The sequence below is a fragment of the Streptomyces gobitricini genome, from assembly GCF_039532985.1.
Taxonomy (GTDB): domain Bacteria; phylum Actinomycetota; class Actinomycetes; order Streptomycetales; family Streptomycetaceae; genus Streptomyces; species Streptomyces gobitricini.
On record NZ_BAAASR010000007.1, the window covers coordinates 119,859 to 144,397 of the forward strand.

General features: G+C 69.6%; 18 protein-coding genes and 6 pseudogenes. 15 read left to right on the top strand and 9 right to left on the bottom strand.

Going from position 1 to position 24,539, the window contains the following annotated elements:
• The first annotated feature begins 376 nt into the window (after positions 1–376).
• The 5 genes from ABD347_RS07750 (at position 377) to ABD347_RS07770 (ending at position 6,164) form a co-directional block, all read left to right on the top strand.
• Entirely contained in the window at positions 377–976 is a 600-nt protein-coding gene (locus tag ABD347_RS07750; RefSeq protein ID WP_344358144.1) for a hypothetical protein, read from the top strand.
• 137 nt (positions 977–1,113) lie between these two features.
• Positions 1,114–2,031 carry a hypothetical protein gene (locus ABD347_RS07755; RefSeq protein WP_344358147.1) on the top strand — a complete coding sequence of 306 codons (918 nt, stop codon included), beginning with the start codon at positions 1,114–1,116 and terminating at the stop codon, positions 2,029–2,031.
• Between the two features lie 83 nt (positions 2,032–2,114).
• Entirely contained in the window at positions 2,115–2,576 is a 462-nt protein-coding gene (locus ABD347_RS07760; RefSeq protein WP_344358150.1) for a hypothetical protein, read from the top strand.
• Positions 2,577–3,743: 1,167 nt separating this feature from the next.
• Entirely contained in the window at positions 3,744–5,630 is a 1,887-nt protein-coding gene (locus tag ABD347_RS07765; protein ID WP_344358152.1) for an SMI1/KNR4 family protein, read from the top strand.
• Positions 5,631–5,999: 369 nt separating this feature from the next.
• Complete coding sequence (locus ABD347_RS07770; protein WP_425575599.1) at positions 6,000–6,164, top strand: hypothetical protein; 165 nt, start codon at positions 6,000–6,002, stop codon at positions 6,162–6,164.
• 111 nt (positions 6,165–6,275) lie between these two features.
• Here the strand turns inward: ABD347_RS07770 and ABD347_RS07775 are convergent.
• The 4 genes and pseudogenes from ABD347_RS07775 to ABD347_RS07790 form a co-directional block, all read right to left on the bottom strand.
• A pseudogene (locus tag ABD347_RS07775) lies at positions 6,276–6,536 on the bottom strand (leucine zipper domain-containing protein); the annotation flags it as partial.
• Entirely contained in the window at positions 6,533–7,042 is a 510-nt protein-coding gene (locus tag ABD347_RS07780; RefSeq protein ID WP_344358155.1) for a hypothetical protein, read from the bottom strand. The pseudogene ABD347_RS07775 and the gene ABD347_RS07780, both read right to left, overlap by 4 nt.
• A 20-nt stretch (positions 7,043–7,062) precedes the next feature.
• Positions 7,063–8,136 carry a DNA polymerase III subunit beta family protein gene (locus ABD347_RS07785; RefSeq protein WP_344358275.1) on the bottom strand — a complete coding sequence of 358 codons (1,074 nt, stop codon included), beginning with the start codon at positions 8,134–8,136 and terminating at the stop codon, positions 7,063–7,065.
• A gap of 75 nt (positions 8,137–8,211) precedes the next feature.
• Positions 8,212–8,610: pseudogene (locus ABD347_RS07790) on the bottom strand (class I SAM-dependent methyltransferase); the annotation flags it as partial.
• On the opposite strand from ABD347_RS07790, the pseudogene ABD347_RS07795 reads away from it, so the two are divergent.
• From ABD347_RS07795 to ABD347_RS07825, 8 genes and pseudogenes are all read left to right on the top strand, one after another.
• Positions 8,609–11,286, top strand: a pseudogene (locus ABD347_RS07795) (RHS repeat-associated core domain-containing protein); the annotation flags it as partial. The pseudogenes ABD347_RS07790 and ABD347_RS07795 overlap by 2 nt on opposite strands.
• Positions 11,272–11,685 carry a DUF6973 domain-containing protein gene (locus ABD347_RS30620; RefSeq protein WP_425575602.1) on the top strand — a complete coding sequence of 138 codons (414 nt, stop codon included), beginning with the start codon at positions 11,272–11,274 and terminating at the stop codon, positions 11,683–11,685. The pseudogene ABD347_RS07795 and the gene ABD347_RS30620, both read left to right, overlap by 15 nt.
• A gap of 87 nt (positions 11,686–11,772) precedes the next feature.
• Positions 11,773–12,138, top strand: coding sequence for a hypothetical protein (locus ABD347_RS07800; protein ID WP_344358157.1), 366 nt, complete (start codon positions 11,773–11,775; stop codon positions 12,136–12,138).
• A gap of 73 nt (positions 12,139–12,211) precedes the next feature.
• Positions 12,212–12,574 carry a hypothetical protein gene (locus tag ABD347_RS07805; protein WP_344358159.1) on the top strand — a complete coding sequence of 121 codons (363 nt, stop codon included), beginning with the start codon at positions 12,212–12,214 and terminating at the stop codon, positions 12,572–12,574.
• 22 nt (positions 12,575–12,596) lie between these two features.
• The gene (locus ABD347_RS07810; RefSeq protein ID WP_344358161.1) at positions 12,597–13,313 is read left to right on the top strand and encodes an NsdA family TPR-like regulatory protein; all 717 of its coding nucleotides are present in this window, start codon (positions 12,597–12,599) and stop codon (positions 13,311–13,313) included.
• A gap of 267 nt (positions 13,314–13,580) precedes the next feature.
• Positions 13,581–14,817, top strand: a pseudogene (locus tag ABD347_RS07815) (ATP-binding protein).
• Entirely contained in the window at positions 14,814–15,197 is a 384-nt protein-coding gene (locus ABD347_RS07820; RefSeq protein ID WP_344358163.1) for a tetratricopeptide repeat protein, read from the top strand. The pseudogene ABD347_RS07815 and the gene ABD347_RS07820 overlap by 4 nt, the downstream one beginning before the upstream one ends.
• A 111-nt stretch (positions 15,198–15,308) precedes the next feature.
• On the top strand, positions 15,309–15,938 hold the full coding sequence (locus ABD347_RS07825) for a hypothetical protein (protein WP_344358166.1): 630 nt from the start codon (positions 15,309–15,311) through the stop codon (positions 15,936–15,938).
• Here ABD347_RS07825 and ABD347_RS07830 read toward each other — a convergent pair.
• From ABD347_RS07830 to ABD347_RS07845, 4 genes are all read right to left on the bottom strand, one after another.
• Positions 15,832–16,329 (bottom strand): hypothetical protein, encoded by a 498-nt coding sequence (locus ABD347_RS07830; protein ID WP_344358168.1) that lies wholly within the window; start codon positions 16,327–16,329, stop codon positions 15,832–15,834. The genes ABD347_RS07825 and ABD347_RS07830 overlap by 107 nt on opposite strands.
• Positions 16,330–16,504: 175 nt before the next feature.
• Positions 16,505–18,190, bottom strand: a complete 1,686-nt coding sequence (locus ABD347_RS07835; protein ID WP_344358278.1) for an outer membrane protein assembly factor BamB family protein — start codon at positions 18,188–18,190, stop codon at positions 16,505–16,507.
• A gap of 275 nt (positions 18,191–18,465) precedes the next feature.
• Entirely contained in the window at positions 18,466–20,634 is a 2,169-nt protein-coding gene (locus ABD347_RS07840; protein ID WP_344358170.1) for an FG-GAP-like repeat-containing protein, read from the bottom strand.
• A gap of 375 nt (positions 20,635–21,009) precedes the next feature.
• A complete protein-coding gene (locus tag ABD347_RS07845) occupies positions 21,010–21,405 on the bottom strand; it encodes a DUF6188 family protein (protein ID WP_344358173.1) in 396 nt (131 codons plus the stop codon).
• Between the two features lie 144 nt (positions 21,406–21,549).
• Here ABD347_RS07845 and ABD347_RS07850 point away from each other — a divergent pair.
• Positions 21,550–21,902 (top strand): annotated as a pseudogene (locus ABD347_RS07850) (IS30 family transposase); the annotation flags it as partial.
• 41 nt (positions 21,903–21,943) lie between these two features.
• On the opposite strand, the pseudogene ABD347_RS07855 reads toward ABD347_RS07850, so the two are convergent.
• A pseudogene (locus ABD347_RS07855) lies at positions 21,944–23,145 on the bottom strand (IS110 family RNA-guided transposase).
• A gap of 297 nt (positions 23,146–23,442) precedes the next feature.
• Here ABD347_RS07855 and ABD347_RS07860 point away from each other — a divergent pair.
• A complete protein-coding gene (locus ABD347_RS07860) occupies positions 23,443–24,324 on the top strand; it encodes a barstar family protein (protein ID WP_344358175.1) in 882 nt (293 codons plus the stop codon).
• Positions 24,325–24,539 lie beyond the last annotated feature (215 nt).

Below are 24,539 nucleotides of genomic sequence, written 5' to 3' on the forward strand. Positions count from 1 at the left end.
AGTGGAGAGCGGGCGCGAGCATGCACTCGGCCCGGCGCCCGACGAGTACCTGCCGCGCCGCACCGAGTGGCACCGCGAACTCACCAAGGACCTACGCCGCTGGTAATGGGCCTGCTGCCGCACCGTTGCTGTCGCTCGACCAGACCGGACGGCTCGCCGGGACGCTGGCGCAGAAGCTGCTGGGGACACCGTGACGGCCGCCCGCCCGAACACCCCGCCCCGTACCCGAGGTGGTGATGTGGTCCGACCAGGGAATCCGGACTCCTCCTGCGGATCGGCCCCGAAGGGATATACCACCGCGGCTCCGAGAACCGGGACACCGACGGGCTCTGTGGCCCCAGGTCACCGGACCGGAGACCGGCGAGCCGCTGACGGCGTGATGAAGCCGCTCAAGCCGCGCCTGGCGATGGAGGAGTTCCGCTGCCAGGTCGGCATGAGGCCAGCCACCAGGACCGGGAACGGGGCGCTGTGGCTGCTGCCGCTGCCCGCAGGTACGCCCGAGGACCCTCCGTGGGACTGGGCGGAGGGGGTGACGACGACCGAGCCGCCGGTGTGCCTCGCCCACGCCCTGGTCGCTGCCCAGAAATGCCCCCGGCTCGGGGAGCGGCGTCATCAGGCGTTCTTCGTCCGCGACGCCGAACTCGTCGCCGTCGAAGGCCACCTCTACCCTACGCCGCCGTCCCCGCCCTGGGCCCGGCCGCAGAAGGCCGCAGTCGCCTGGGACTTCCCAGAGGCACGCCTTATGGTCGTCGAGCGACTGGTGCGTCGACTGCGTGATGTGACGCCCGTCGACCTGGACGACCGGGAACTGACCGGAGACGCCGTCCCCTGCAACCGGGGGCGGCAGCGTGATCGGTACGGCCGGGGCGCCCGCGCCGCCGGCCAGCCTGACGCCGCGCAACGCCTCGCTGACCTCGTCGTGAACCGCGTCGGCGTTGTCCCGTGGCACCGCGCTGGGACGTATGGCCGACGGTGACCGGAAGGAGGGCCGGATGCAAGATCACCAAAAAGCAACCTGAAACTTTCCAGGTACCACTCCTTGATCCGCGCCCGTTGAATTACGAGCAACGCGCCGCCACTGGGGACGGTGGCAGGACACGGGGGAACACCACTATGGGACGGGCTTTCGCCATGAAGTGTGCGGCGGCGCTGATGGTCGGCGCGGCGGCGACAGGCTGCGGCGCGGCGGCCGTTGGCCCGTCTGGTAACTCGGCGAGCCCGCGCCCAAAGGCCCGTGAGCTCACCGACGCTGAGCAGATCCTGATCCAGCGTGCTGAACAGACGCTCGTCAAGAAGTGCGTGGAGGAGGCGGGCTTCAAGTACTGGATCGGCCGCCTGCCGACGGTCGACGAGCTGAAGGGTACGGGATACGTCCTGACGGACGTCGACTGGGCGAAGCGGAACGGGTACGGCACCCGGCTGCAGGAGAAGCTCCAGACCATCCAGCGGAGCGACCCCAACAACACCTACGCCAGGTCGCTCTCGCAGGAGGAGCGCGTCCGCTACAGCACGGCTCTCGAAGGCGGCCCGTCGAGCGGAATGCTGACGGTCGAGCTGCCCGGGGGCGGCACCGTGCAGACGCCTCGTGACAGTTGCCAGGTCGAGGCCAAGAGGAAGCTGTACGGGGACTTCGAGACCTGGTTCCAGACCGAGAAGACCGCCACCAACCTGTCCCGCGTTTATGTACCGGTCCTCCTCAAGGATCAGCGCTTCGTCGACGCGGTCGAGAAATGGTCGGCCTGCATGCGCGAGGCCGACCACGACTACGCCAGCCCTCAGGAGATCCGCAAGAGGCTCCCGGAAGTGACCAAGGGAATGGGCAGGGACGAGGCGTTCGCCCAGGAGGTGAAACTCGCCGTCGCAGAGGCCAGATGCGCCACACGGACTCCCCTGTCCGAAACGGCGCTTGCCCTCCAGAACGAGTACCGGGCCAAGCAGCCCCAGCAGTACCGCGACGCCGTCGTCACGTACCAACACATGTCTCTCGCCGCGTTGCAGCGGGCCGAGGACATCGTTGGTTCGTCGGACTGACACCACGCCGACGAGGACCAGCCGTCCGCGGCACCACAGCCGCAGGACATCCACACCGTACCTATACAAAAGGAGCATGCAACATGCGCAAGATCCTGGCCACCGTCGCCACGATCGGTCTCGCCGGCCTCGGCGTGATCGTCGCGGCGACCACCGCACAGGCTTCGACGGGCTGCGACAACGCCTGGGCGGGTGCCACACCCGGATATTTCTACGCCTGGGACGGCACCAACTGCGGTGGTGGCCTCCTCGGCGCCACCGACAGCTATGACACCAGCTACAGCGACATCCTCGGCGTCTTCCAGGGCGACGACACCAACAAGGCATCTTCCATCATGAACAGGGGAACATCCGGCATGGCCGTCCAGGTCTTCAACGGCACGGGATCGGACTGGGCCGGCGGCCACACCTGTCTCAGGAGGGCCGAGTACTACATGAGCTCCCTGTCCGGGCACACGTTCACAAGCGGAGTCTCGGTGAACAACAACATCAGCTCTCACCGGTGGGTCTGGGACGGTTCCTGCGACAAGTTTCTGGACTCCTAGCTCCACAGCGGTTCGTGTCCTGAGGTGAGGGACCTGGTCCGGCTGGGCCCCTCACCGGCGCGAACGGCGCTGCCCAGTGCGAGGGTGGGCAGAGGACGTCGTTTCTTTCGGTTTGAGTATTCGTCGAACCGTGCACGACGGATCTCGTTGAGCGGCTGGTGCCGGACGAGCTGTCGGTGTTGTTCGGGCGTGCGCGACCGATGAGGTGAGCGCATAGTTGGTCCAACAGGACGTGGCTCGCCGAGTAGGCGCTCTCTCGTCCATGCGCTTGTCGACCTGGGCGCGTACAAGGTGGCTCACGTTGCGGTCGCCCACCACACATGGTGAACCGGCCGCGTAGTCGTTTCCGGGGAGCGATAGACGCCAAACCGGAACGCCGAATCAAGGATGTGCGGAGCTCGTCCACGGGCCTCACAGGGATCGTCGTGAGGACGTGTCAGGGCCTCGGCTGGGCCTGCGCGCCCGATTACCAGGGGATGAAGACGTCCTTGAGCGTCGTGCAGAGGAGCAGCTCTTGATCAGTCTGTGTGACCGGGGGGCGTAGGTTCCCGCCAGGTTGCCCATGCTGTTCTCGGGGCTGCAGCCGGTACGTTGCGCCAGCCGGCGTCCGTCCGCGTCGGCGGGCTGGTAATCAGTGCCCCGGAAGTAGGACACGGCGCTACGTTCACCGCCGATGTTGTTGAAGATTGACCGCACGGGGGCGGTGGAGTCCACTGCGGCCGCGCCCTGTACGACCCGCGCCCCAGGGACCCGGGCCGCTGGGACTGGACCGGCGACACTCCCTGATTGTCCTGGGCTGAGACTCGCCCACGAGCCCGGCCCGGGGCACGCTGGGAGCCGTGAGCAGCGCGCCGATCGTCGTGCACCGGCCCTCTGATGGCACCCATTGAAATCGGCCACCAGCTGCTCGGGGGTGGTCCCAGACCTGCTCAATGAATCTCCCCACTCATGCGGCCCTGACCTGCGGACGGGCGCCAAAGGACCGGTTCTCTCATAGCTACGACAGACGGTCACGTAGCGTGGAGTGACGGCTGGGCCTGGGCCTGTCGCGGTAATTACGTCACCTCACCTGCGAAAAAGCGCGGGGCGCCCTGCTGAGGGGGCCCGCCCTCGCGGTAGATGAGAACAGGGTGCCGCCTTGTCGGTGCCGGGTGACACCATCCGGCCATGAGTAGCGAATCTTTCAACTGGCACGAGTTCCTGGGACGGTGGCAGGAGGAGTGGGTTCCGCGCCAGGACGCAGACGAGGACGGCGGGCAGGCCCTCGTCCCGGGCCTGCCCGGGGCGGACGAGGCGGTGATCGCCATGGCCGAGGAGCGGCTGGGGCGGCGGCTACCGCCCTCGTACCGGGGGTTCCTGGCCGCGAGCGACGGGTGGCACGTCGACCAGACGGCCGGGATCTACCGGCTCGGGGGTGCCTCGGACATCGACTGGTTCCGGGATCCGTACGACATGACCACGCTGTACGAGCCGGATCCGGGCGACGACCCCCGCGAGGAGGACGTCCTCCTGGCCGGCATGTGGCAGCGGGCGCTGCGCCTCGAAACGGACTCCGACATGTCGCATGCCCTTCTCGACCCGGGCGACAGCGACGAGGACGGCGAGTGGGCACTCTACGTCTACAAGGGCTGGAGCGGTGAAGTGCCCGACCGCTACCCCTCGTTCCGCGCGTACATGGAGGCCATGTACCGCGGCTTCCACGCCGACCGGGCGGCGCAACCCGACTTCGTGAACGCGACCACGCTCGCCCAGGACGTCCACGTGGACGAGGCGCGTCTGCTGGCCCTGCGCGGACGGTACGAGGAGGCCTTGCCCCTGCTGCAGGAGGCGTTCTCCTTCGGGAGGCCGCGCAGCGCCGTCCTGCTGAACCAGCTCAGGCACCTGCTCGCTCCGAGCGGCTCCCAGGGCTACGGCAACCTGGTGGCGGACCCGCTGTACCAGCCGGAGATCCTGCCCCTGGAGGCCATGGAGCAGGCGAACGGCCGCGGGTGGTCGGGCGGGGACGAGCAGTGGCTGCGGATGATGGTCGCACGGGGGGCCGCCCCGGAGATCGCCGAGGCCGTGCTGGGCGCCGTGCGGGACGGCACCCACCAGTACGCGCCTCCCGGTCCGTGGGGCCGGGCCGTCGCCGAGGCACGGGAGGCGGCCCGCTGGGGCGCGACCGACGCCGCGTGGCACGTGCTGCGGGACGCGCTGCCGCTGTGGGAGGCGCCGGGGCCGCTGATGGTCGTCCCGCTCGGCCTGCTCGCCGATCCGGTCCTGGGGCCGCTGATCACTCCGGAGCGCGGGCGGGAGATCCTCGCGACACCGCGGGCCGGTGAGACGGGACCCGCTCCCGAGCCGGTGCCCGATCTCGATCCGCCGGGCCTCGCCTGGCTGGCGGGGCCGTTCAGGTACGGGCAGCCGCTCGACGGCTACCGCTGCGTCTGGGTCGAGGGGGCGGATCCCGTCGGCCTGCCTGCCCTGATCGGTGAGGAGGGCGCCGAACTGAGCCCGCCCGTCGATCTGTCGAGGTCTTTCCGGCGGGCGCCCCAGCCCCATGAGCGGGAGGGCGTGGAACTCTGGGAGGACCGGGCCGTCGTCGCCGTCGGCCGCACGGCTGAAGGGTGGGCCTTCGCCTTCGACGGGCCCTCCCACCGCCACCTGCACGGCCTGTTCCTGTCCCCGGCCGCGGCCGCCTCCTCGTCCGGCCGCGCGGTGGTGGTGTGGTCCGACCCGAGGCACTCGTCCCCGGACGATCCGTCGGCCTTCCACGTATCGGTGGCCGAACACGGCCAGGAGCTCTACGCCTTCACCGTGCGCGGCACGGAGATCCAGCGCTCCGGCGCGATACCCGAGACCCTGGACCCCGCACGGCTGTTCCGGCCGGAGGCCACCGAGCAGGACAACGAACGGCGGGTGCTGGAGGCCCTGCACACCGAACTGGGGCTCTCGCTCCCCCGCTTCGCGCTGACCCAAGGCAGGCTCCACACCTTCACCACCCGGTCCTGGACCCGGGCGCCACGCGCAGGTGAGGGCTTCGCCTACATCAGCTTCGCGCGGCACCGGTCCTGACCGCGGGCGGGCCCGCCCCCCGTGGCGGGCCCGCTGGCGACGACCGACCGCGGTCTCAGCTCAGGTTGATCGCGCGGGCGCTGGTCGCGCCGGCCTCCTGGGCGACCTCCGTAGCCATCCGCCCTGCCCGGCTGCCCGGGCCGCCGACGCGGCAAATCGAGGGGAAGCCAGCGCGAAGCGCCGCCGAAGGCGCCCTTGAGGGCTCGGCGCGGCCCGCACCCTGCATGATCGGGCGGCCCAGGCCGACAACGCACGACGCTCACCGAAACTCCCCACTCCGTTGAATGCCGGAACAAGTGAGGCGACGAGCGTCCCTGTCCGAATTCGGAGATTCCCATCACCTCCAGCTCGGGCGGCCGGAGAGTCACTGTGCACAGGCGCGGGCAGGACGAGGTCCTCGGCACCGCCTACAGCGACCACGACCTAGTCGTGTTTCTCGAGGGCGCCGGCGTCGCCGAACCCGAGACCACCTGGGACGATCCGCAGTGGGTGGAGTGGCGCGGCGGCCCTGCCCACGAGTTCAGCGCCGCCTGACCTCCGAGCGGCGGCAGCGGCCGGGCAGGGTGGCCCTGCCCGGCCGCGGTGGCTACGCCCAGGGCCGGGGCAGCGCGTGCCACAGGGCTCTCAGCCAGTCGGGCGGGTTGGTGAGGAACGCTTGTGGGTCCGGCGCAGCTGTTCGATGAGGACGAGGGCCTCGGACGGTGTCGCGGTCGGCTGGTGGTGCGGAGTGGAAGAGCGGTCCTCCAGCCCGAGTTCCCCGTGGCTGCGATCTCGATTGACCCACTTCGATGCACACGCCCGGGAGATCCCCATCTCGGCCGCGACATGCGCAATCGGCCTCGTCCGGCAACGCTCGACCAGCCGACGGCGCCCCTCGATGGTGAGGGGCGCGTTCCGATGCGTCACGCAGTGGGACCAGGTGCGGAGGGCCGCTTGGTGATGTCCCGCTGGGAGATGGCCTCTGCCACCTCGTCGAGGGCGGTGCGCAGGGAGGCACCGTATGTGTCCTGGGGGAGGTTGGGGGCGTGCTCTTGGGCTGTGTTGATGTGCTCGGTGGCCGCATTGAAGGAGCCGAGGCGGCGGTAGTTGTCGGCCAAGTTGAGGTGGAGGGAGGGGTAGAACCCGGCGATGTGGAGACTGGCGTGGTGCGCCTGGGCACGCTGTTCGGTCACGGCGTCGGCAGCGTCCAGGGCCCGGACGTCCCAGGCGAGGGCCTGGGCGGGATCTTCGTAGAGGTCTGCCAGGTAGTGGGCGAGTGAGCAACGGTGCAGCGGGTCCCCGGTGACGCCGATCTCCGACCACAGGTTCAGGAGCTTTTGGCGGGCGGAAAGGATGTCGCCCGTTCGACCTTCGACGACGGCTTGGCCGATGGCTTCCATGGTCGGATCAGGGCTGGCAGGTGTGGTGGTCATGAGGTTCCTCGTCGTCGTTCTCAGGCTGAGTGGTCGAACTGGATGGGCATGGCGAGGGTGGTGAGATCGCCGCGGTCGGCGGAGCGGATCGTGACGGGCTGGTCGCGTCCCCTCAGGTCGAGCATCACGTCGGGGCCAATCGCCGTGCTCACGGCGGGATAGAGCGTGGTCATTTCGAACCGGATCTGGAGGGCCTCCCCCGTCACCGTGGCGGAGAGCGGGATTCCGGGGTGTTCGTCGTTCGGGGACCGGACGTTCACGCTCTGATCGGTGAGGTGTAGTACGACGTGTTCACTGGGGTGCTCTTCCAGAACCCGCAGGAGCAGGTCCTTCGAGACCGTCGCGCGGGTGGTGACCTCGTCCAGGGACTCATGCATCAGACGGTGGTCTGGAAACTCCTCAGGCAACGTCCGGCAGTGCCGGTCCTCCCGCTCGCGCATTCGCAGCCAGATCCCGTGCGGCACCGCTTCGATGCAGATCAGCGCACTGCGCCGGACGTCGGCCACCGCAGCCCGGAGGTCGTCGCCGTCGACCGTGCCGGCCCAGGTCTGCTCCGCTGGCCGCGCTGGCACCAGGGTCCGAGTGGAGAGCCGGTACCGGTCGGTCGCCGTCAGGGCGACTGCCTCGTCACTCGCCTCGATGTGCAGGCCGGCGAGCACCGCCATTCCCGGCTCGTGCGCGGTCGCGGTCAGAACCTGCTCGATCGCATCTGCCAGCACGGGACCCTTCAGCGTGGCGATCAGCAGACCGGGCACGTTGCCGCCAAGCGCGGACTTGATGACCGCCGCCTTCCGCCGCGCCGCCGCCGCATCCCCTTCGATCTTGGCGACATGCTCGTCGAGCAGCCGTGCCGCCTCGTCCGCCCCGGCAGCAAGGACCGCCTCGACCGCAGCCAGCGGCATGGCGATCTCGCGGAGCTGGCGCAGCGTGGTCGCCCGCTCCAGTTGGGCGGCCGCGTAGTAGCGGTAGCCCGTGACCGGGTCTACGTCGGCAGGCGGCAGCAGCCCGGAGTCGGCGTAGAACCGCAACGCGCTGGAGGTCAGGCCACTGCGCTGGGCAAAGACGCCGATCGGCATCAGCTCGGAATTTGGCACCTCGCCATCATCAAGCTTCAACCAACCCGAAGGTCAACATCGACGTGGCGCGTCACCAACGTCATGGCCAGCAAGCTAGTCGTCCGAGCCGGTGGCCGAAGGCGGCGCCTCGGCCACAAAGAACAGAAAGCAGGGTTTGGCCGAAAGGTCGTGGAAGCCGTCGGGGAAGAGTTCACGGGCGGCCGGGTCGGGCTGCGGCTCGCTGATGGTGGAAAGGCGAAAGCCGGCGGTGGCGAAGACATCGGTCATCGCGTTCAACGGCTTGCGCCAGAACTTCATCGGGACGGTCTGCCCGCCGAACGTCCAGTCGAAGGTATAGCTGGTGGTCGCGAAGTAGTCGGGCCGAGGTTCCTGGATCGTGTAGGCCACGAACGGGTGGTCCACCGACGCGATCAGTCGGCCGCCGGGCCTGAGCACGCGCCGCAACTCGGCCAGCGTCGGCCCCCAGTCCCTCAGGTAGTGCAGGACCAGCGATACGGCGGGGCAGCTGACCCAGGCCTGGAATCCGCAGGTCTCGCCAGCGCTGAAAACCGCGTACACCTACGACGTGAGCGGCCGGGTTGACTCCATCACCGCGCCGGGCGAACTCCCCTGGAAGTTCACCTACGGGACGGCGGGTTCAGGCTCGTCGGCAGGCCCGGGCATGCTGCTCAAGGCCGCGCGCGCGACCCTCAAGCAGGGGACTACGGACGTCGTGGAGGCGGACGCCGTTCACAGCGTCGTCTACGACGTCCCGCTCACCGGCTCCGCCGCCCCCCACAAGATGGGCGCTGCGGACGTCAAGGCATGGGGGCAGACGGACCTGCCCACCGACGCCACGGCGGTCTTTCCGCCCGACTCGGTTCCGTCCTCGAACTCCGGCAGCGCACTCGCCGCCGGGGACTACCGCAGGGCCTCTGTCCACTATCTGAGCGCATCAGCCCGGAAGGTGAACACCGCCGCGCCGGGCGGCCACATCAGCACCACCGAGTACGACCGGTTCGGCAACACCGTCCGAGAGTTGTCGGCGGCCAATCGCGCCCTCGCCCTCGGCCTGTCCGCGGACGCCACGGCCGTCCAGGCCGACCTGGGCATCGGTTCACTCCCTAGCGCCGAGCGCGCCGAGCTGCTCTCGACGCGATCGGTCCACAACAGCACCGGCACCCGCGAGCTGGAGGGCTTCGGTCCGCTGCATCGGGTGACCCTCACCCAGGACCTGAAGAGCGGTACGGCTACGCTGGTGGCAGCGGGCACATCCGTCACCGCACGCGCGTGGACCGTGGCCGAGTACGATACGGGCCGGCCGACCGACAGGTCCGCGACCATCGCCGACCAGGTCACCAAGCGCACGGTGGGCGCGCAGGTACGCGAGCACCCGTCGGTGCACGCCGAGAGGCGCGTCAGCGAGACCGTCTACGACTGGGCCAAGGGACTTCCCCTGAAGGAGATCCAGGACCCGGCCGGGCTGGCGATCACCACGACCACCGAGTACGACTCCCAGGGCCGCGAGACCAAGAACATCGCCCCGGGCGGCACCGGGACCGACGCAGCGACGACGGTGACCACCTACTGGTCTGCGACCGGCACACCGGCACCGGCACCTGTGCCGGCCGGCCGGAGTGGGCCGACATGGTGTGCTCCACCGGCCCCGCCGGTGCCATCACCGGCGGCGGAAGCAATCCCGCCCAGCGCGCCACCAGGACCACCGAGTACGACTGGTGGGGTAACACCGCGAAGGTCACGGAGGTGGCGAACGGAGCGACCCGCACCCTCACCAACACCCATGACGCGGCTGGCCGGCCCACCACGGTCAAGGTTACGGATACCGCGGGACAGGCCGTCCCCGATGTCACCACCGAGTACGACACCGCCACCGGACGCCCGGTGAAGTCAGTCTCACCGACCGGCGGCACTATCAGCAAGGCGTACGACAAGCTGGGCCGCCAGACCTCGTACACCGACGCGGACGGCGGCACCACCAGCGTCACCTACGACACGCTCGGCCGCCCCGCGCAGGTCAGCGACAACATCCCGAGTACCCGCACCTTCACCTACGACCAGGTCGGTGAGCCGCGCGGCCTGGCCACTAAGATCACCGACTCGGTGGCAGGCACCTTCACCGCCACGTACAGCGCTGACGGCACGGTCCGCAGCGAGCAGTTGCCCGGCGGCTACACCCTCAAGACGGTCGAGGATCCCACGGGATCGCAGACGGAACGGAAGTACACCCGCGACAGCGACGGTGTGCTGGTCTACTCGGACACCGTCACCAACTCCGTCCACGGCCAGTCGACGACCCACGCCGGCTGGTCCGACCAGACGTACCGGTACGACGCGGCCGGGCGGCTCTCCACGGTGGAGGACACCGCGAACACCGTCTGCACCAAGCGGACGTACGTTTTCGACAACCGTACCAACCGCACCTCGCTGACCACCGCCACGGCCACCGCCGGCCTCGACTGCCCGGCAACCGGAGGAACCCCCCGGACGCACACCTACGACACCGCGGACCGTCTTGTCGACACCGGATACACGTACGACCCCTTCGGCCGTGCGACCGCCAAGCCCGGCGGCACCGGCATCGCGTACTACGCTCACGACCTCGCGTACCGGGAGTCCGTGAGCGGCAAGCGCCAGACCTGGCAGCTGGACGCCGCCCACCGCTTCAGGTCGTGGACGGCCGAAACGAGCGACGGCACCAGCTGGACGCAGACCGCATCCCGCACCAACCACTACGACGGCGATTCCGACAACCCCCGGTGGATCGTCGAGGACGCCACCACCGGGCTGCTGACCCGCAATGTCGACTCACTGGGCGGCGGGCTCGCGGCGACCACCGGCAAGACGGGTAACACCGTCCTGCAGCTCACCTCCGTCCACGGAGATGTCGCACTCCAGCTCCCGCTCGACACCTCCAAGCCCCCCGTCGCCCTGGACACCGACGAGTACGGCCAAGCGCGCGCGGGCCAGAAGCCCATCCGCTACGGCTGGCTCGGGCGCGACCAGCGCTCCAGCGAGACCCTGTCAGGTCTGACGCTGATGGGTGCCCGTCTGTACGACCCCGCGACCGGCCGGTTCACCTCGGTGGACCCGGTCGAGGGCGGCAACGCCAACGCCTATGACTATTGCTCCGGCGACCCGGTCGGCTGCAAGGACATCAGCGGCGAGTTCAGCATCAACGACATCTGGCACGAAGGAAAGGCCTACTTGTGGTACTGGTGGGCCTGCTGGGGTGTGGCCGACGACAGCTACTGGGCCGCGAAGACGGCGAAGAAAGCCTACAAGAACTCCAACAAGCAGAACGCCTACCGGCACTGCATCTGGCAGGCCATCCTCGTATGGGACTTCGGCTGGACGATCGCCAAGGCCTTCGGAGACGCCCATGAGGTCAAGCACAAGAACTCGAAGAACAAGGCCCAGCGGCGTGACTCCCAAGTGGATTACCACAACAACAAGGTGGGCCGTCAGATCGGTTCACAAATCACCGCGTGGACGCGGTCGGGCGCGCACGACGCCGCCTGCAAGCGCTGCAAGAAGGCGCTGCGCAACGGAAAACTGGCCATGCGCTGACGCGTAAGATCCCTTGCTCCGGCGGGCTCGGGGCAGTCATCCGCCACCCCGGGCCCGTCGGCGCGACCCTCACTCACGGAGACATCTGTGCAAGACGACACGCTCAACCAGCCCGGCCGTAGGCTGTCCGTCGGCTGGGCCGTCACGCTTTCGTTCGATGTCGGAATCACCTGCCTGGCGTCGCTCATTCTGTGCGGCATCGGCCTGCTGCTCCCGGGCATCACCGAGGATTACGGGGAGTCCAGCGAGCCGTCCTCCCCGGCAGCTCTCGTCTGGTTCGCGGGCGCGCTCCTGCTGCTCGGTTCCCTCGCGGCCACCACGCCGCGGGTCCGGTCCGCGAAGGACGGCCCTCGGCGCCTTGGGTGCACGCTCTCGGCTCTCCGGCTGGGGCTGCTGATCCTCGGCGCGGTCGGTTACGTTGTGTACGGCATTGTGACCATCGAGCTCGCCTGAGGCCGGCCCGGCAGCCGCAGCACTGCGACGGTCCCGGCCCCTCTCCGGAGCCGTGTCCGAATGACCAACACTGGTGGGGCAGACGCCGGCCCTGCATTCCGGGCACTCCGCCTCGCCCGTACCGCCCCGAACGGCTGCCGGGTGGCTCAGCGCCGCCCGCGCTCCGAGCTCCCACTGGCAGGAGACCTACGCCGGGTCGTCGCTGGAGCGGCCTTTCCTGCCGCTGCTGTTCGTCTTCGCGCCCGCCCCACGCCGCGCGGCCACGGAAACGAGGGAGGCCGCCTTCCACGACCGTGCCCGGCCGATCGGGCGGATCGCCGTGGCGACGACGACCCTGTCGCAACTGACCGAGCACGGGACGAAGCGGCCGGTGTGGCGGGTTGCCGGCCAGGGGGAGAACCGTCGGCCTATGGCTGCGCTGCCGGCACCGCGCTGAGCTCGCCAGCGTCGCCGGGTGGATGACCCACGACGCCGGCGTCCACGACAACGCTCAGCACTATCTCCTCCTCGGCCTTCAAGCCGCCAAACAGGCCGGTCGCCACGGCGCGGGCATCGGCGGGCACCTGCTGAACTGCCTCGCCCGCCAGGCCAACCACCTCGGCCACGCCGAAGACGCACTGGAGCTCGTGCAGGCCGCCCAATACGGCACCCGCAAGCTCCCGCCCGGACGGCTCCGCGCGCTGCTGTGCTCCCTCGAAGCCCGCTGCCACGCCGTGCTCGGCAACGTGGAAGACATGCAGCGGGCGACCACGGCCGCCGAAACCGCCCTCAACAGCGACGCCGGCACTCCGACCCCAAGCTGGGCCGCCTGGTTCGACGCCGCGGAGTTCCACGTCACGGCCGGGGTATGCGAGTTCATCGCCGCCGAGCACGCGCCCGCGAGGGCGGAGAGGGCGATCGACCTCATCACGTCGGGGACGGTCAGGCGGCCGACCGAGCGCGTCCGCAGCCGCGCGTTCGACCAGATCGCGCTGGCTCGGGCCTATGTGCGCGCCGGGCAGCCGGAAGCGGCGGACACCGCCACCGGCAAGGCCCTGACACTGATGGGGGCCGTGAACTCAACCCGTGTCGGTGACCGGCTGCGCGAGCTGCACGCAGAGCTCAGCACGGCGCCACTTGGAGGGGCCACGGCAGACAGCCGGGAGCGTATCCACGCAGCTCTGCAGCCGTGCTGATCTCGCGGGGCCAGAACACGGTGACCATGCTGTTGCGCTGCAGACATGCTCACCGCCCCGAAAAGGCACATGGGTCTTGCGGACTGGGCATCCTGACACACTGGTGAGCCGCCTGCCGACTCCGACGGGCGGGGAGACCCGCCGCCCGTGGAAGGAGCTGGGCTTCGAGCTCGCTGCTAACCGTGCCCCGACTCCGAGTGGCCCGCTGGTCCGGGGGCGGCTGGATGCATCCCGAAGGTGCCGTAAGGCGGGCGTAGTCTGTGGATCATGTCGGACGACTCCCCTCTCATACAGAGTCTGCGTACCGCCGTCGCTGCCGTTCCCGCAGACGTATCCCTGCGGCTGCATCTGGCCCAGCTCCTACTGGAGGCGGGCCGGTCGGAAGCCGCCGTTGCTGAGGCGGCCGTCGCGCTTCAGCACGCGCCCGGTCACGCCCAGGCCCGGGACCTGATGACCCGGGCGATGGGCGCGCTGGCCCCGGCGCCGACGCAACCCCCGGATCGGCAACCGGGGTTCGACTGGCAGGCCGCCGAGGAACAGACCGGGGACGTGGTGCCGCCGCGGTTCGTCGAGGCACCGGCCCGCGCGGACGGGCAGGACGATCTGGCCGGCGCCAAGGGCGTGGGACGTGGAGAAGCGTGGCACCGTCCGGCTGGCGGACGTCGGCGGTATGCAGGACGTCAAGGACCGCCTCGAGGCCGCGTTTCTCGCTCCAACGCGCAACCCAGAGCTGCGCAAGCTGTACGGCAAGAGTCTGCGCGGCGGACTGCTGCTCTACGGGCCGCCCGGCTGCGGCAAGACGTTCATAGCCCGCGCCGTCGCCGGGGAACTCGGCGCCGCGTTCCTGTCCGTGTCGGTCAACGACGTGCTGGACATGTGGATCGGCAACTCCGAGCGCAACATGCACGAGCTCTTCGAGACCGCCCGTCGCCAGGCGCCCTGCGTGGTCTTCCTGGACGAGCTGGACGCCCTCGGCGCCAAGCGCAGCCGCACCGCGCACAGCGGGATGCGCAACACGGTCAACCAGCTGCTCACCGAGCTGGACGGCATCGACTCGGCGACGAACGAGGGCGTGTTCGTGCTGGCCGCCACCAACGTGCCCTGGGACGTCGACAACGCCCTGCGCCGCCCCGGCCGACTGGACCGGACGATCCTTGTCCTGCCGCCCGACGCTGCCGCCCGCGAGGCGATCCTCCGCTACCACCTGCAAGACCGTCCCATCGACAACGTCGACCTGGACAGACTGGTCAATGCTACCGACGGTCTCTCCGGCGCGGACCTGGCCTATGTCTGCGAGGCGGCGGCCGAGCGGGCGCTGCTGGACTCGGCGCGCACCGGCACCGTACGGATAATCGGCATGAAAGACCTGCTGGCCGCCGCGAAGGAGGTCGTCCCGTCGGCCGAGCCGTGGTTCGCCTCCGCGCGGAACGTGGCGATGTTCGCCAACGAGGGCGGAATGTACGACGACCTGGTCGCGTACCTGAAGAAGAGGCGCAAGCTGTGACCACCGCCGTGCATCCCGCCGTGGAGCGGGCCGACCTGCTCATCGACCTGAAGCGGTACGAGGAGGCAAGGGAGCTGCTGGCCCGGCGGCTCGCGGAGGACCCGGAGGACGTCCGGGCCTGGGTCAAGCTCGCCCGCAGCCATCTCGGGGACGACAAGGACGGGCCGAAGGCCCTGCAGGCGACGGAGCGGGCGCTGGCCCTGGACCCCGAGGACATCGGGGCCCTCGTCATACACGCGCACGCCCTGCGCGCCGCGTGCCGCTTCCCGGAGACTGAGGGGATACTGCGCGAGGTGATCCGCCTCGCCCCCGACCACTGGCACGGCTACGCGCTGCTCGCCGACTGGCTGTGGCGCATCAGGGTGATCCGCTCCGCGTAGGCCAACGGCGGACAGGTCAGACGCGAAGACCAGGACGCCGCCCTGCGGGAGGCCGGCGAACTGGCCCAAGAGGCCATCAGGCTGGGCCCCGAGGAGGTCTACGCATACGAGGTGGCGTGGCTGATCGCGGACAGGTCCGGCAACCGGACGGCCACCGACCAGCTCGATGGGGCCATCCTCCGGCTCGACCCGCAGCACGAGCACGCCCTGGCCCGGCGGACGGAGAAGGCGGCGACCGCCCCCGGCGTCAAGGCGGCACAGGCCGCCACCCTGTACGCCGACGCGCTCGCCACCGCCCCGCACTCCGCATCGATGCGTAGCGGCCTGGACGACGCCTCCTACCGTCTGCTGCGCGGCCTGCGCTGGCTCGCCCTGCTCTGCCTGGCCCTTGCCGGTGTGAGCATCGACCTGTTCCCAACGCAAGGCGAGACCCAGCGGGAGCTGCCGCTGCCGCTCGGCCAGCGGCTCTGGGACCTCATCCCCATGGCCATCGTGTGGGCCTTGGGCGCCCTGCTGAGGTACCGGCGGCTGGGCGCCGGCGTCCGCGTAAACCTGCGCTCGCTCGTACGGCGCCGCCCCTGGGCCCGTGTCGTCCTGGCCCAGGCAGCGTGGGCCATGGTCTGCGCCATGCTGATCACCCAGATCCCGTGGACGGAACGCACATTCCCGCAAGTGCTGTTCTGGACCGGTCTGCTGTCGACGGTCGCGACGATGTGGTTCGACCGGGGCAAGAACGGCTGAACCTCTTCGCCTTCTCCGCCCGCTCGCGCCGGGGCCCGTAGATGCGCTGGTTCTCGGCCTTCCGTGCGGCCTCGGCCTGCTTACCGCGGCAGACGACGTGCACGGTCTCGTACCAGCCCTGCGTCCCCGGCGTGCCGGTGACCGCCTTCCACAGCGCGTTGGTGGTCAGCGCCTCCTCGTCCACCCCCTCGGTCAGCCCGGGGCCGACCAGGGCGTAGTAGCCGGTCCTGCCCCGGGGCAGCACCTGGAAGCCCGCGGGGACGGCGTGGGCGGTCAGCCAGTCCTGTCCGCAGCCGCAGTGATTGGCGTGGTAGCGGCTCCACTCGCTCTCCAGCGGCTCGTACACCAGCCGATCGCCGTAGTACTTCGTATCCCGCGTGAATCCCGACACCGGCGCAGTGTCCCACCACCGCCGTCCGCCGGTCAGCCGTGCGTCACCCGAACGGTGGGCGTCGGGCATGACCGGAGCCCGGGCGGTCATGCTCCCCGTCCGGGCTCCGGAGACGGTCGGCAGGCGGTCACCTTGCCCGGCGGACCGCCGGCGGGCGGTCACCGTCCGCGCGGGCCTACCGGCTGTCGTCGGTGGCCGCGAGGGCCAGGGTCATGGGCGCGGCGATCGGGGCCTGGAAGTCGTTGCGGTGGAGGAACAGGCGTCCGTCGGCGTAGATGACTGGGTCTTCTGTGTGCTTTCCGTACATGTCTGCCTCGGGCAGCGAGTCGAACGTCGAGGACTTGGTCGTCTCGAACAGCAGACGTGCCGATCCGTCCCGCGCCGAGACGCGGTACACCTTCGTGCCGCGCATGCTGTCCGGACGGGTCATGACGGTCACGCTCTCGGCGTCCGCCGCCAGCGGGACCAGCGCGACACTGCGGTGATCGGTTTCAGGAGTGAACGCCCACAGGCGCTTGCCCGTCCGTGCGTCGAAGGCGTGGATCTCGCCCTTGGTGCCGACCGGGTTGTCCGTTGCGAGGTAGAGGATGCCGTTGGCGGTCACCGCGCTGGCGCAGGCGCGGTAGCTGTGCTCCCCGCAGCCCAAAATGTAGCGGTCGCTGGCGAGCTCCTTCGTGCGCAGTGTCCACTCCGCCTGGACGGTGCCGTCCGCGGAGATGGACCGCAGCGTGTTCGGATCGAAAGGGAAGTCCTGCAAGCCGGTGTCGACGGCCACGATCAGCGGATCGGCCGAGACGATCCATGCCCCCAGCCCGCGCGTCGTGTAGCGCCACGTTGCCTCACCGGTCACGGCGTCGCGGACACCGAACCTCTGCTCGCGCGGCATCGCGAGGTCTTCGTGCTCCGGGCCGAAGCTGTGGGTGATGAGTCCCTGGCCGGCGCTGCGGTGTTCCTCGCCGTCCCCGCCGGGTGCTGACTTGTCCCAGATCACCGTGCCCTTGGCGCGGTCGAACCCGAACGACCCCCCGCCCTGGGTGCCGCTGGAGCGCGGCCAGCCGACGGCCGCGGTCCTCTCGCTGATCGCGACGCTCAGTCCAAGTCCCCGGGTTCGCACGCCCGGGAGCGTGGTCTTCCAGACCACCTTTCCGGCGGCCGCGTCGATCACGGCGAAGCCCGAGCACGGCGACTTCGACCCGGTATCGGCGGTGTAGGAGACGGCGATCTGCCCGCTGCTGGTGGCTGTCGGCGACGCGGCGCACAGGTCACCGGTGAGCGGCACGGTCCATCTCACCGCGCCGGAAGCCGGGTCGTAGCCCGTCACGCCGTGCACGACCCCAGTGACGTACGTCCCGTCGACGTACCACGCCCCATCAGCGGAGACCGGTCGCTCGAACGGGCCGGGTTCGGGCTCCGGCACCTCCCACGCCGACGCGGCACGGACAGGTCCCGCCGGGACGCTGGGCGAGGGACTGGCCGCCGCAGGCTTGCCGGAAGACGCGCCGACGTCCGACCGCCTGTGGTCACCGACAGCCCACACCACCCCGCCGACGACGAGAAGCGCCCCGGCGACGACGGCCGCCACAACTGCCGGTGTCCGCCGCCGCGGCGGCTCGGGCGGCGGCACCGGACGGGGAGGGCCGGACGGAGGGGGCGGGAAACCCCCGTATTGGGGCGCGTGCGGAAAGGGTTGGGACACGGGCGAACTCCAGAAAGCTGACGCCGGACTCGAACATCCTGCCGATACATGCGCGTACCGCCAAATGACCTCGACGTGGCGCTGTGCCGCACCGGTCGCCCGGTCCTCACATCGTTTGCAGGCTGGACACCGGCTCCGGCCGATCAGGGAACCCACGTCGGCCATGTCGAACAAACGGCAGGCTGGCCGCCGTACACGGATACACGTCCCCCTGACGGTGGGCCGTGCTGTAGAAGTCACCGAGCGCCTTCTCCCGGACCAGGGAGCCCGGCGAGGTCATTGCCCGAAGCCACACCGGGACTTCGTCGGCCGGGCCGTACGCGTGGCTCATCGACGACCAGTCGATACTGTCCAAATCCGCAGCCGCCGGGCCACTGACGAGAGCAGCGGGGGGAGCCGCCGTGGCTCCCCCCGCTGTCGGTGGGTCTTCCCGCTGTCGGTCAGTACAGCGACCGGTAGTTCTGCCAGCCCGTGGCGATGGTCAGGGTCGCCCCGAAGGAGCCCTTGCCGTCGCCCTTGTTGCGCAGCAGCTTGCCGTTGGTGTCGCGTGACAACAGGTCGGGCAGCCCGTCACCGCTGATGTCGCCGACCCCGATGATCTCGGAGCGCCCGGCGCCCCAGTCCTGGAACAGCAGCTGCCGCGGCTTGAACGTGCCCTGCCCCGTGCCGCTGTACCGCCACAGCTCACCGGACGCATCGCGCGCGAGCAGGTCACCGTACCCGTCGCCGTCGACGTCACCCGCGCCGATCAGGCGGTACCCCGTCCAGCCGGTGCCGACGCGTACCGCCGGGTCCAGACCGCCGGCCGAGTTCGCCTTGTACAGGAAGAGGTAGCCGGTCGTGGTCTGCCTCGCCAGCAGGTCCGGCCGGCCGTCGCCGGTGAAGTCACCGGGCGCGGCGAAGTGGTCGAAACCGTTCCAGCCCGTACCGATCTGCACGTGCGGGGCGGCGGTGGAGGACGGGGCGAAGTCGCCCTCGCACTTTCCGCCGCTCCGCCACAGCTTGCCGTCCGTGGTCCGCAGCAGCATGTCGTCGCAGCCGTCGCCGTCGATGTCGCCGAACGGGATGAAGCGGGTCGCCGGGTCCCAGGGTGAGCTCGACCAGTCTCCGCCGGTGGCGCCGATGCGGTGCGCAGCCAGCTTGCCGCCCTCGGTCATGGAGTAGTACTCGCCCAGGCCGTCACCGTTGGCGTCGCGGTGGGCGGTGCGCCCGCCGAGCACCTGCGTGGTGCCGCGGCTGACCACCTTCGGGCCGGTGCCGTCGCCCAGGTCGGTGCTCAGCTCCCAGTGGTGCGGCCGGCTCACGGCGGGCCTGCCGTCGGTGCCGAGGCCGTCCCAGGTGGCGCGGATCGCGGCGCCGTCGCGGTCGGTGCCCGCGATCTCCCGCACCCTGTTGCCGTAGGCGTCACGGAAGATCAGCTTCCAGGACGCCACCGGGCGGCTCAGCCGCCACAGTCCGGTCCACGGCGACGGGGAGGCCGCCCGCAGGTCGACCGACGCCGACGTGTGCGTGCCCAGGACCGCCAGCGGCGAGCGCGGCACGGTCACCGCGGGGACCCGGATACGGCGCTCCTCGTCGACGTACGCGACGTGTCCGCCGAACCTGTCGACCGTCCACTCGCCGATGGACGGCCGCTGTGCGAGCACCGTCTCGGGCGCGGGCTGACCGGCTCCTTGGTGGAAGTCCTTCAGCACCAGCCGGGTTCCGTCGGGAGCCGCGTCGTCCTTCCAGACCACGAAGCCGTCGCCCAGCTGTGCCGCCACCGGCACCGGTATGCCGCGCCCCTCCGTGTGGTCCCACACCCCGGCGCGGCGCTCGGCGTAGCACCCCCAGTACAGCCAGCGGCCGACCGCCTGCAGGTCGTTCGGCACGCATGCGGAGCCGATGTTGATGTCGGCCGACTCCGTCTTCTTGCGCAGGTCGTACGACCTGACCGTGCCCGTCGTGGTCCCCGGCTTCCACAGCGTGTCACCCCAGACGGCGGCCGTGCTCCCCGGCACGGAGTGGGATGCCGTCCCTGTCTCGGCCGCGTCGAAGGTGTCGACGAGCAGCCCTGGCCCGTCGGCGTTCCTGACGACGATGTACGGACCGGACGCGCCCACCACGTCGTCGTACGGGACGTACGAGGTGACGTGGATCTGTTCGGGCGGCACCTTCCCGCCGTTGGCCTCGTGGTAGGCGACCGGGTGGTCGAGCGGGGTCCGGTATCCCACACGTCCGTCTCCGAGCGCCCACAGGCGGGAATCGAACTCGGCGCACGAGTATTCGCCGCCCGTGCCCTCGCACGGATAGTCCATGTAGAAGTCGCCCTGCACCAGCCGCCGGGGGCCGGGCTCCGGGCCGCCCGAGGCCGGCAGGTCGTACTCGTACAGGCCGCGTTTCGTTCCGGTGTCCGCCCAGCCCACCACGGTGAGCCGGCCGCCCCCCAGGGCGATTCCCTCCGGGCTCCCGGTGCCGCTGAGTGTTCCGAACGTGATGACGGCCTCGCCCCCGTCCGTCGCGGCGGGTGCCGCCGCGACGGACGGGGCTGGAACGAGCCCGCCCACCGCCAGTGCGACGACGGCGAACCCGATGGTTCTCGCCGTACGTCGTCTCCTGCGGATAGTCATGTTATGCCCCCCTCTGGTTACGTGATCGCCTGAATTCTAGGACCGGCCCGCCGACGACCGGTCCGTGTACGACCCGGGGCGGGACCAGGGGAGCCCCCGAGGTTCGCGGGCCCCGATGACCATGGGCCGGCAAAGGGGCGTGCGCGGGGAGCAGCGGGGCGGCGAGGGGCTGATCGAGGCGGCGACGGGTCCACCCCCGCGTGCGCGGGGAGCAGCAACGTGCGAGAGAGCGCGGCCCCGGCGCGACGGGTCCATCCCTGCGTGCGCGGGGAGCAGCGGCTCGTAACACACCTGTGCCCCCGCTCTTTAGCGGCAGATTTCAGCAGTCGTCGCAACACAGGTTGAGTGCCGCAACGGTGTCGGTTGCGGCGGTGATCAGTGTTGCCAGTCGGTTTCGCCGCCTGGGCCTACCAGGACGGGATCGATTCCCGAGCCGGCAAGGTTCCACGAGTCGTAGTCGGGGTCTGGCTCGACGCTGAGGCGAGTGCCGTCATCGAAACCGAGGGACAGGGCGCCTAGCCCGGTGACCTCGGTTTCGGTGACGACCTTGTCGAACAGGCCGAGTAGCGGCGCCAAGGACGGTCCGGTGGCTGGCGTCAGAAGGGCCTGGTGACCCGACGCGTCTGTGAGGGTGAAAGGTGTCTCGATGACGAGTTCGCCATCGACGCGTATGCGGCCGTCTGGGGTCTGATCGGTGAAGCTGATCCGGACCTGGTGGTCGAAGGCCGTGCGCGTGACGCGAGCGCCGACCAACCCCGCGGGTACTTTCACCGCTCCCCCTGCCGCGATTCTGCCGTGTCGACGGAAGCCGACGATCGACTCTATTGGGCCTTGAGTAGTGTAGACAGACGCCCGGCAGGCGTTCCCCGAGCGTTTTGCGTGGCCGGCCCCCGGCGCCGGGCCCAGCAACGCCAGCCGCGCTACGCGCACCCCATGGTCATGATCAGCGAACGCCCGGCCGAAGCGGCCGACCGGGCTGTACCGGGCCATTGGGAGGGCGATCTGATCATCGGCAAGGACAACGGCTCCGCCATCGGCACCCTTGTCGAGCGGAGTACCGCTACCTCATGGTGGTCCACCTGCCCAACGGCCGTGCTCCCGACCGTGTCCGCGACGCCCTGATCGAGACCGTCAGGTGCCTGCCCCGTCACCTCAAACGGTCTTTGACCTGGGACCAAGGCAGCGAGATGGGCCGCCACCACGAGTTCACGGCCGCGGCCGACATGCCGGTCTACTTCTGTGATCCCGCCAGCCCCTGGCAGCGCGGGGGGCGGTGACGGTGCGATCTTGGGGGGCCCTATGGGTTTGGTCAAGCTGGTGGGGCGGTTTGGGGTTCGTAGAAGGTGCCGTCGCGGAGCATCGTGAAGAGGACGTCGGTTCGTCGTCTGGCGAGGTAGAGGAGGGCTTGGGTGTGGTGCTTGCCCTGGCTGATCTTCTTGTCGTAGTAGGTGCGGGATGCCGGGTCGGCCAGGGCAGCGAACGCGGAGAGGAAGAAGGCCCGTTTGAGCTGCTTGTTTCCTCTCCGGGACGGTTGCTCGCCACGGATCGACGAACCCGAGCTGCGGGTTGCCGGGGCGAGGCCGGCATAGGCGGCGAGGTGGGCGGCGGAGGGAAACGGACTGCCATCGCCCACGTCGATCAAGATCCTGGCTCCGGTCCTGACGCCGATGCCCGGCATCGAGGTCAGGACCTTGGAAAGAGGGTGGGCCTCCAGCAGTTCCTCGATCCGTCCGGCCAGCAGTTTCCGCTGGTCAAGGACAGCGGTCAGCGAGCTGGCCAGGCTCGGGACGATCAGCGTGGCCGCATCCGTGCCCGGGACGACCACGGTCTGCTCGTCCAGCGCGGTGAAGATCTCTTCGACCAGCCGCTCGGCCATCCGCGGCGCCTTCGGCCGCAGGAGGGTCACGAGCTTGCGGCGTCCGGCCTTGCGGATCTGGGCCGGGGACCGAATCGTTCCAGCAGCGTGAGCACGGCGGCGTGCTGGATGCGCGGGCCGAGGACTCGTTCCACGTGTGGGTGGATCTGCGTGAGCAGGCCGCGGAGCCGGTTGCTGATCCGGGTGGCTTCTCCGGCCAGGTCGTCATCGAAGCCGACGATCATCTCCAGTTCGGCGGTGGTCTCGTCTTCCAGTTCGACCGAGCGGAGCGTGTGCGGCATGACCCGGGCCGCGTCCGCGATGACGAAGGCGTCGCGGGCATCAGTCTTGGCCTCGCCCGGATAGAGATCGGCGATCCGCCGCATCGTCAGGCCGGGCAGATAGGCGACTGGGCAGCCCATGTCCCTCGCGACCGCCAGCGGCAGAGCGCCGATGGAGGCTGGCTGGTCGACCACGACGAGCACGGTTCCGTGCTTGGCCTGCAGCTTGCCGAAGACCTCGCGGAGCTTGGGTTCGCTGTTGGGTAACCGCTTGTCGAAGGCCTTCTTCCCGGTCGCGGTGACGGCGGTGGCGTGGTGTTCGCCCTTGCCGACGTCCAGTCCGAGGAAGGCGCCGATGTCGCTGACGTCGATCACGTGCGTCCTTCGGTCGTTCCCGCCCAGCCGTCCCACGGCACCGATCGCCACATCCACATGACGAAGAGCCTCCCGACCTGCGAAGAAGCCGGTGGTCATGCCCCTAATCAGCGGTCTGTCGATGCCTCCGGAGCCGGTGACACCACCCCCCGGGCCATGCGTTCGACAGGGGGAGAAAGTCATGCCAACTCCGGAGGCCGGGCGCCCTATTGCGGGGCCACCAAAACGGTAATGGGGATGGCCAGGGTGACGCCCTGCCACGGACGACAACACTCGTCCACGCCGTAGAGTCGGAACATGCCGACCGAAGACAGCCCGGGCCCCACTGCCAAGCACTGGCAGGACTGCACGGACGTGTACGACTTCCTGGACCAGATTCGTCTCCGGCCCGGCATGTGGCTGCCCAGCGGCTCACTTCACGATCTGCAGTCCATGCTCACCGGCTACCGGGTAGCACTCGGCGTGCACAGCATCGACGAACCCTGGGCTTTCTGGCCCGAAGACGACTTCAGTCGCTGGCTCCGTGAGTATCGCGGCATCGCCAGCTCCCTCACCTGGGCAGCCGACATCGAACGCAACACCCCCGACGGCTCAACTCCCCTCGAGGAGTTCTTCCGTCTCCTCGACGCCTACCGAAGCGACGCCTCATGTGCTTCGGGGCAGACCACCGAGACGACTCGGCTCCCCGGCATCGAGTACATGAGCAACACCTTCGTCACCCTCTTCTGGCGCCGACGGCTCCTCACTCAAGCCGTGCTGCGGATGGAAGAGCTTGGCTTCCGCGTCGTCCGCCTTGCAGCAGGCGAGTGGACCACGGAACAGGACATGCACCGCGCGTTCGCCACTGCGCTGCACTTTCCCGACTACTACGGCGACAATCTGGACGCGCTGAACGACTGCCTCGGCGACGTGGCCTGCTACGGAGGCTACGACGACTCACCCGAAGGCGCCGGACTCGTCCTGTCCCTCACCGACTACGATCGCTTCGCCGCCGCTTGCCCCAGAGCAGCCCAGATCGTCTTGGACATCATCGCCGACCAGGCCCGCCACGCGGCCGTACTCCAACGACGCTTCTTCAGCCTGGTCCACAGCAACGACGCCAACATCAAGTTCGAACCTGTCGGTGCCACGCCCGTCATGTGGAACAGCGACGAATGGGCGGAAAGCAATCGAGGCTGAGCACACGGCATCCGAGGGAGACGATCACCGCCAACACACAGGTCAAGCGGTGGCCGTGGATCGCCAAGCGACGGTGACACACCCTTCCTCCCAGTGCCACCATCCCTCACCCTTGCCGTGCTCCAAGAGCTTCCGAATCCGTGGCAGATCCGCATCGGGCGGGAGCTGCAGTGCTCCGAGGCCCGGACCGTCTCCCCGGCCCAGCGAACACCTTC

What these genes read in the sequence shown, in the direction of transcription:
- ABD347_RS07755 (WP_344358147.1), top strand. Translation starts at nt 1,114, where the DNA reads ATGGGACGGGCTTTCGCCATGAAGTGTGCGGCGGCGCTGATGGTCGGC.
- ABD347_RS07760 (WP_344358150.1), top strand. Translation starts at nt 2,115, where the DNA reads ATGCGCAAGATCCTGGCCACCGTCGCCACGATCGGTCTCGCCGGCCTC.
- ABD347_RS07765 (WP_344358152.1), top strand. Translation starts at nt 3,744, where the DNA reads ATGAGTAGCGAATCTTTCAACTGGCACGAGTTCCTGGGACGGTGGCAG.
- ABD347_RS07780 (WP_344358155.1), bottom strand. Translation starts at nt 7,042, where the DNA reads ATGACCACCACACCTGCCAGCCCTGATCCGACCATGGAAGCCATCGGC.
- ABD347_RS07810 (WP_344358161.1), top strand. Translation starts at nt 12,597, where the DNA reads ATGACCCACGACGCCGGCGTCCACGACAACGCTCAGCACTATCTCCTC.
- ABD347_RS07835 (WP_344358278.1), bottom strand. Translation starts at nt 18,190, where the DNA reads ATGGCCGACGTGGGTTCCCTGATCGGCCGGAGCCGGTGTCCAGCCTGC.
- ABD347_RS07840 (WP_344358170.1), bottom strand. Translation starts at nt 20,634, where the DNA reads ATGACTATCCGCAGGAGACGACGTACGGCGAGAACCATCGGGTTCGCC.
- ABD347_RS07860 (WP_344358175.1), top strand. Translation starts at nt 23,443, where the DNA reads ATGCCGACCGAAGACAGCCCGGGCCCCACTGCCAAGCACTGGCAGGAC.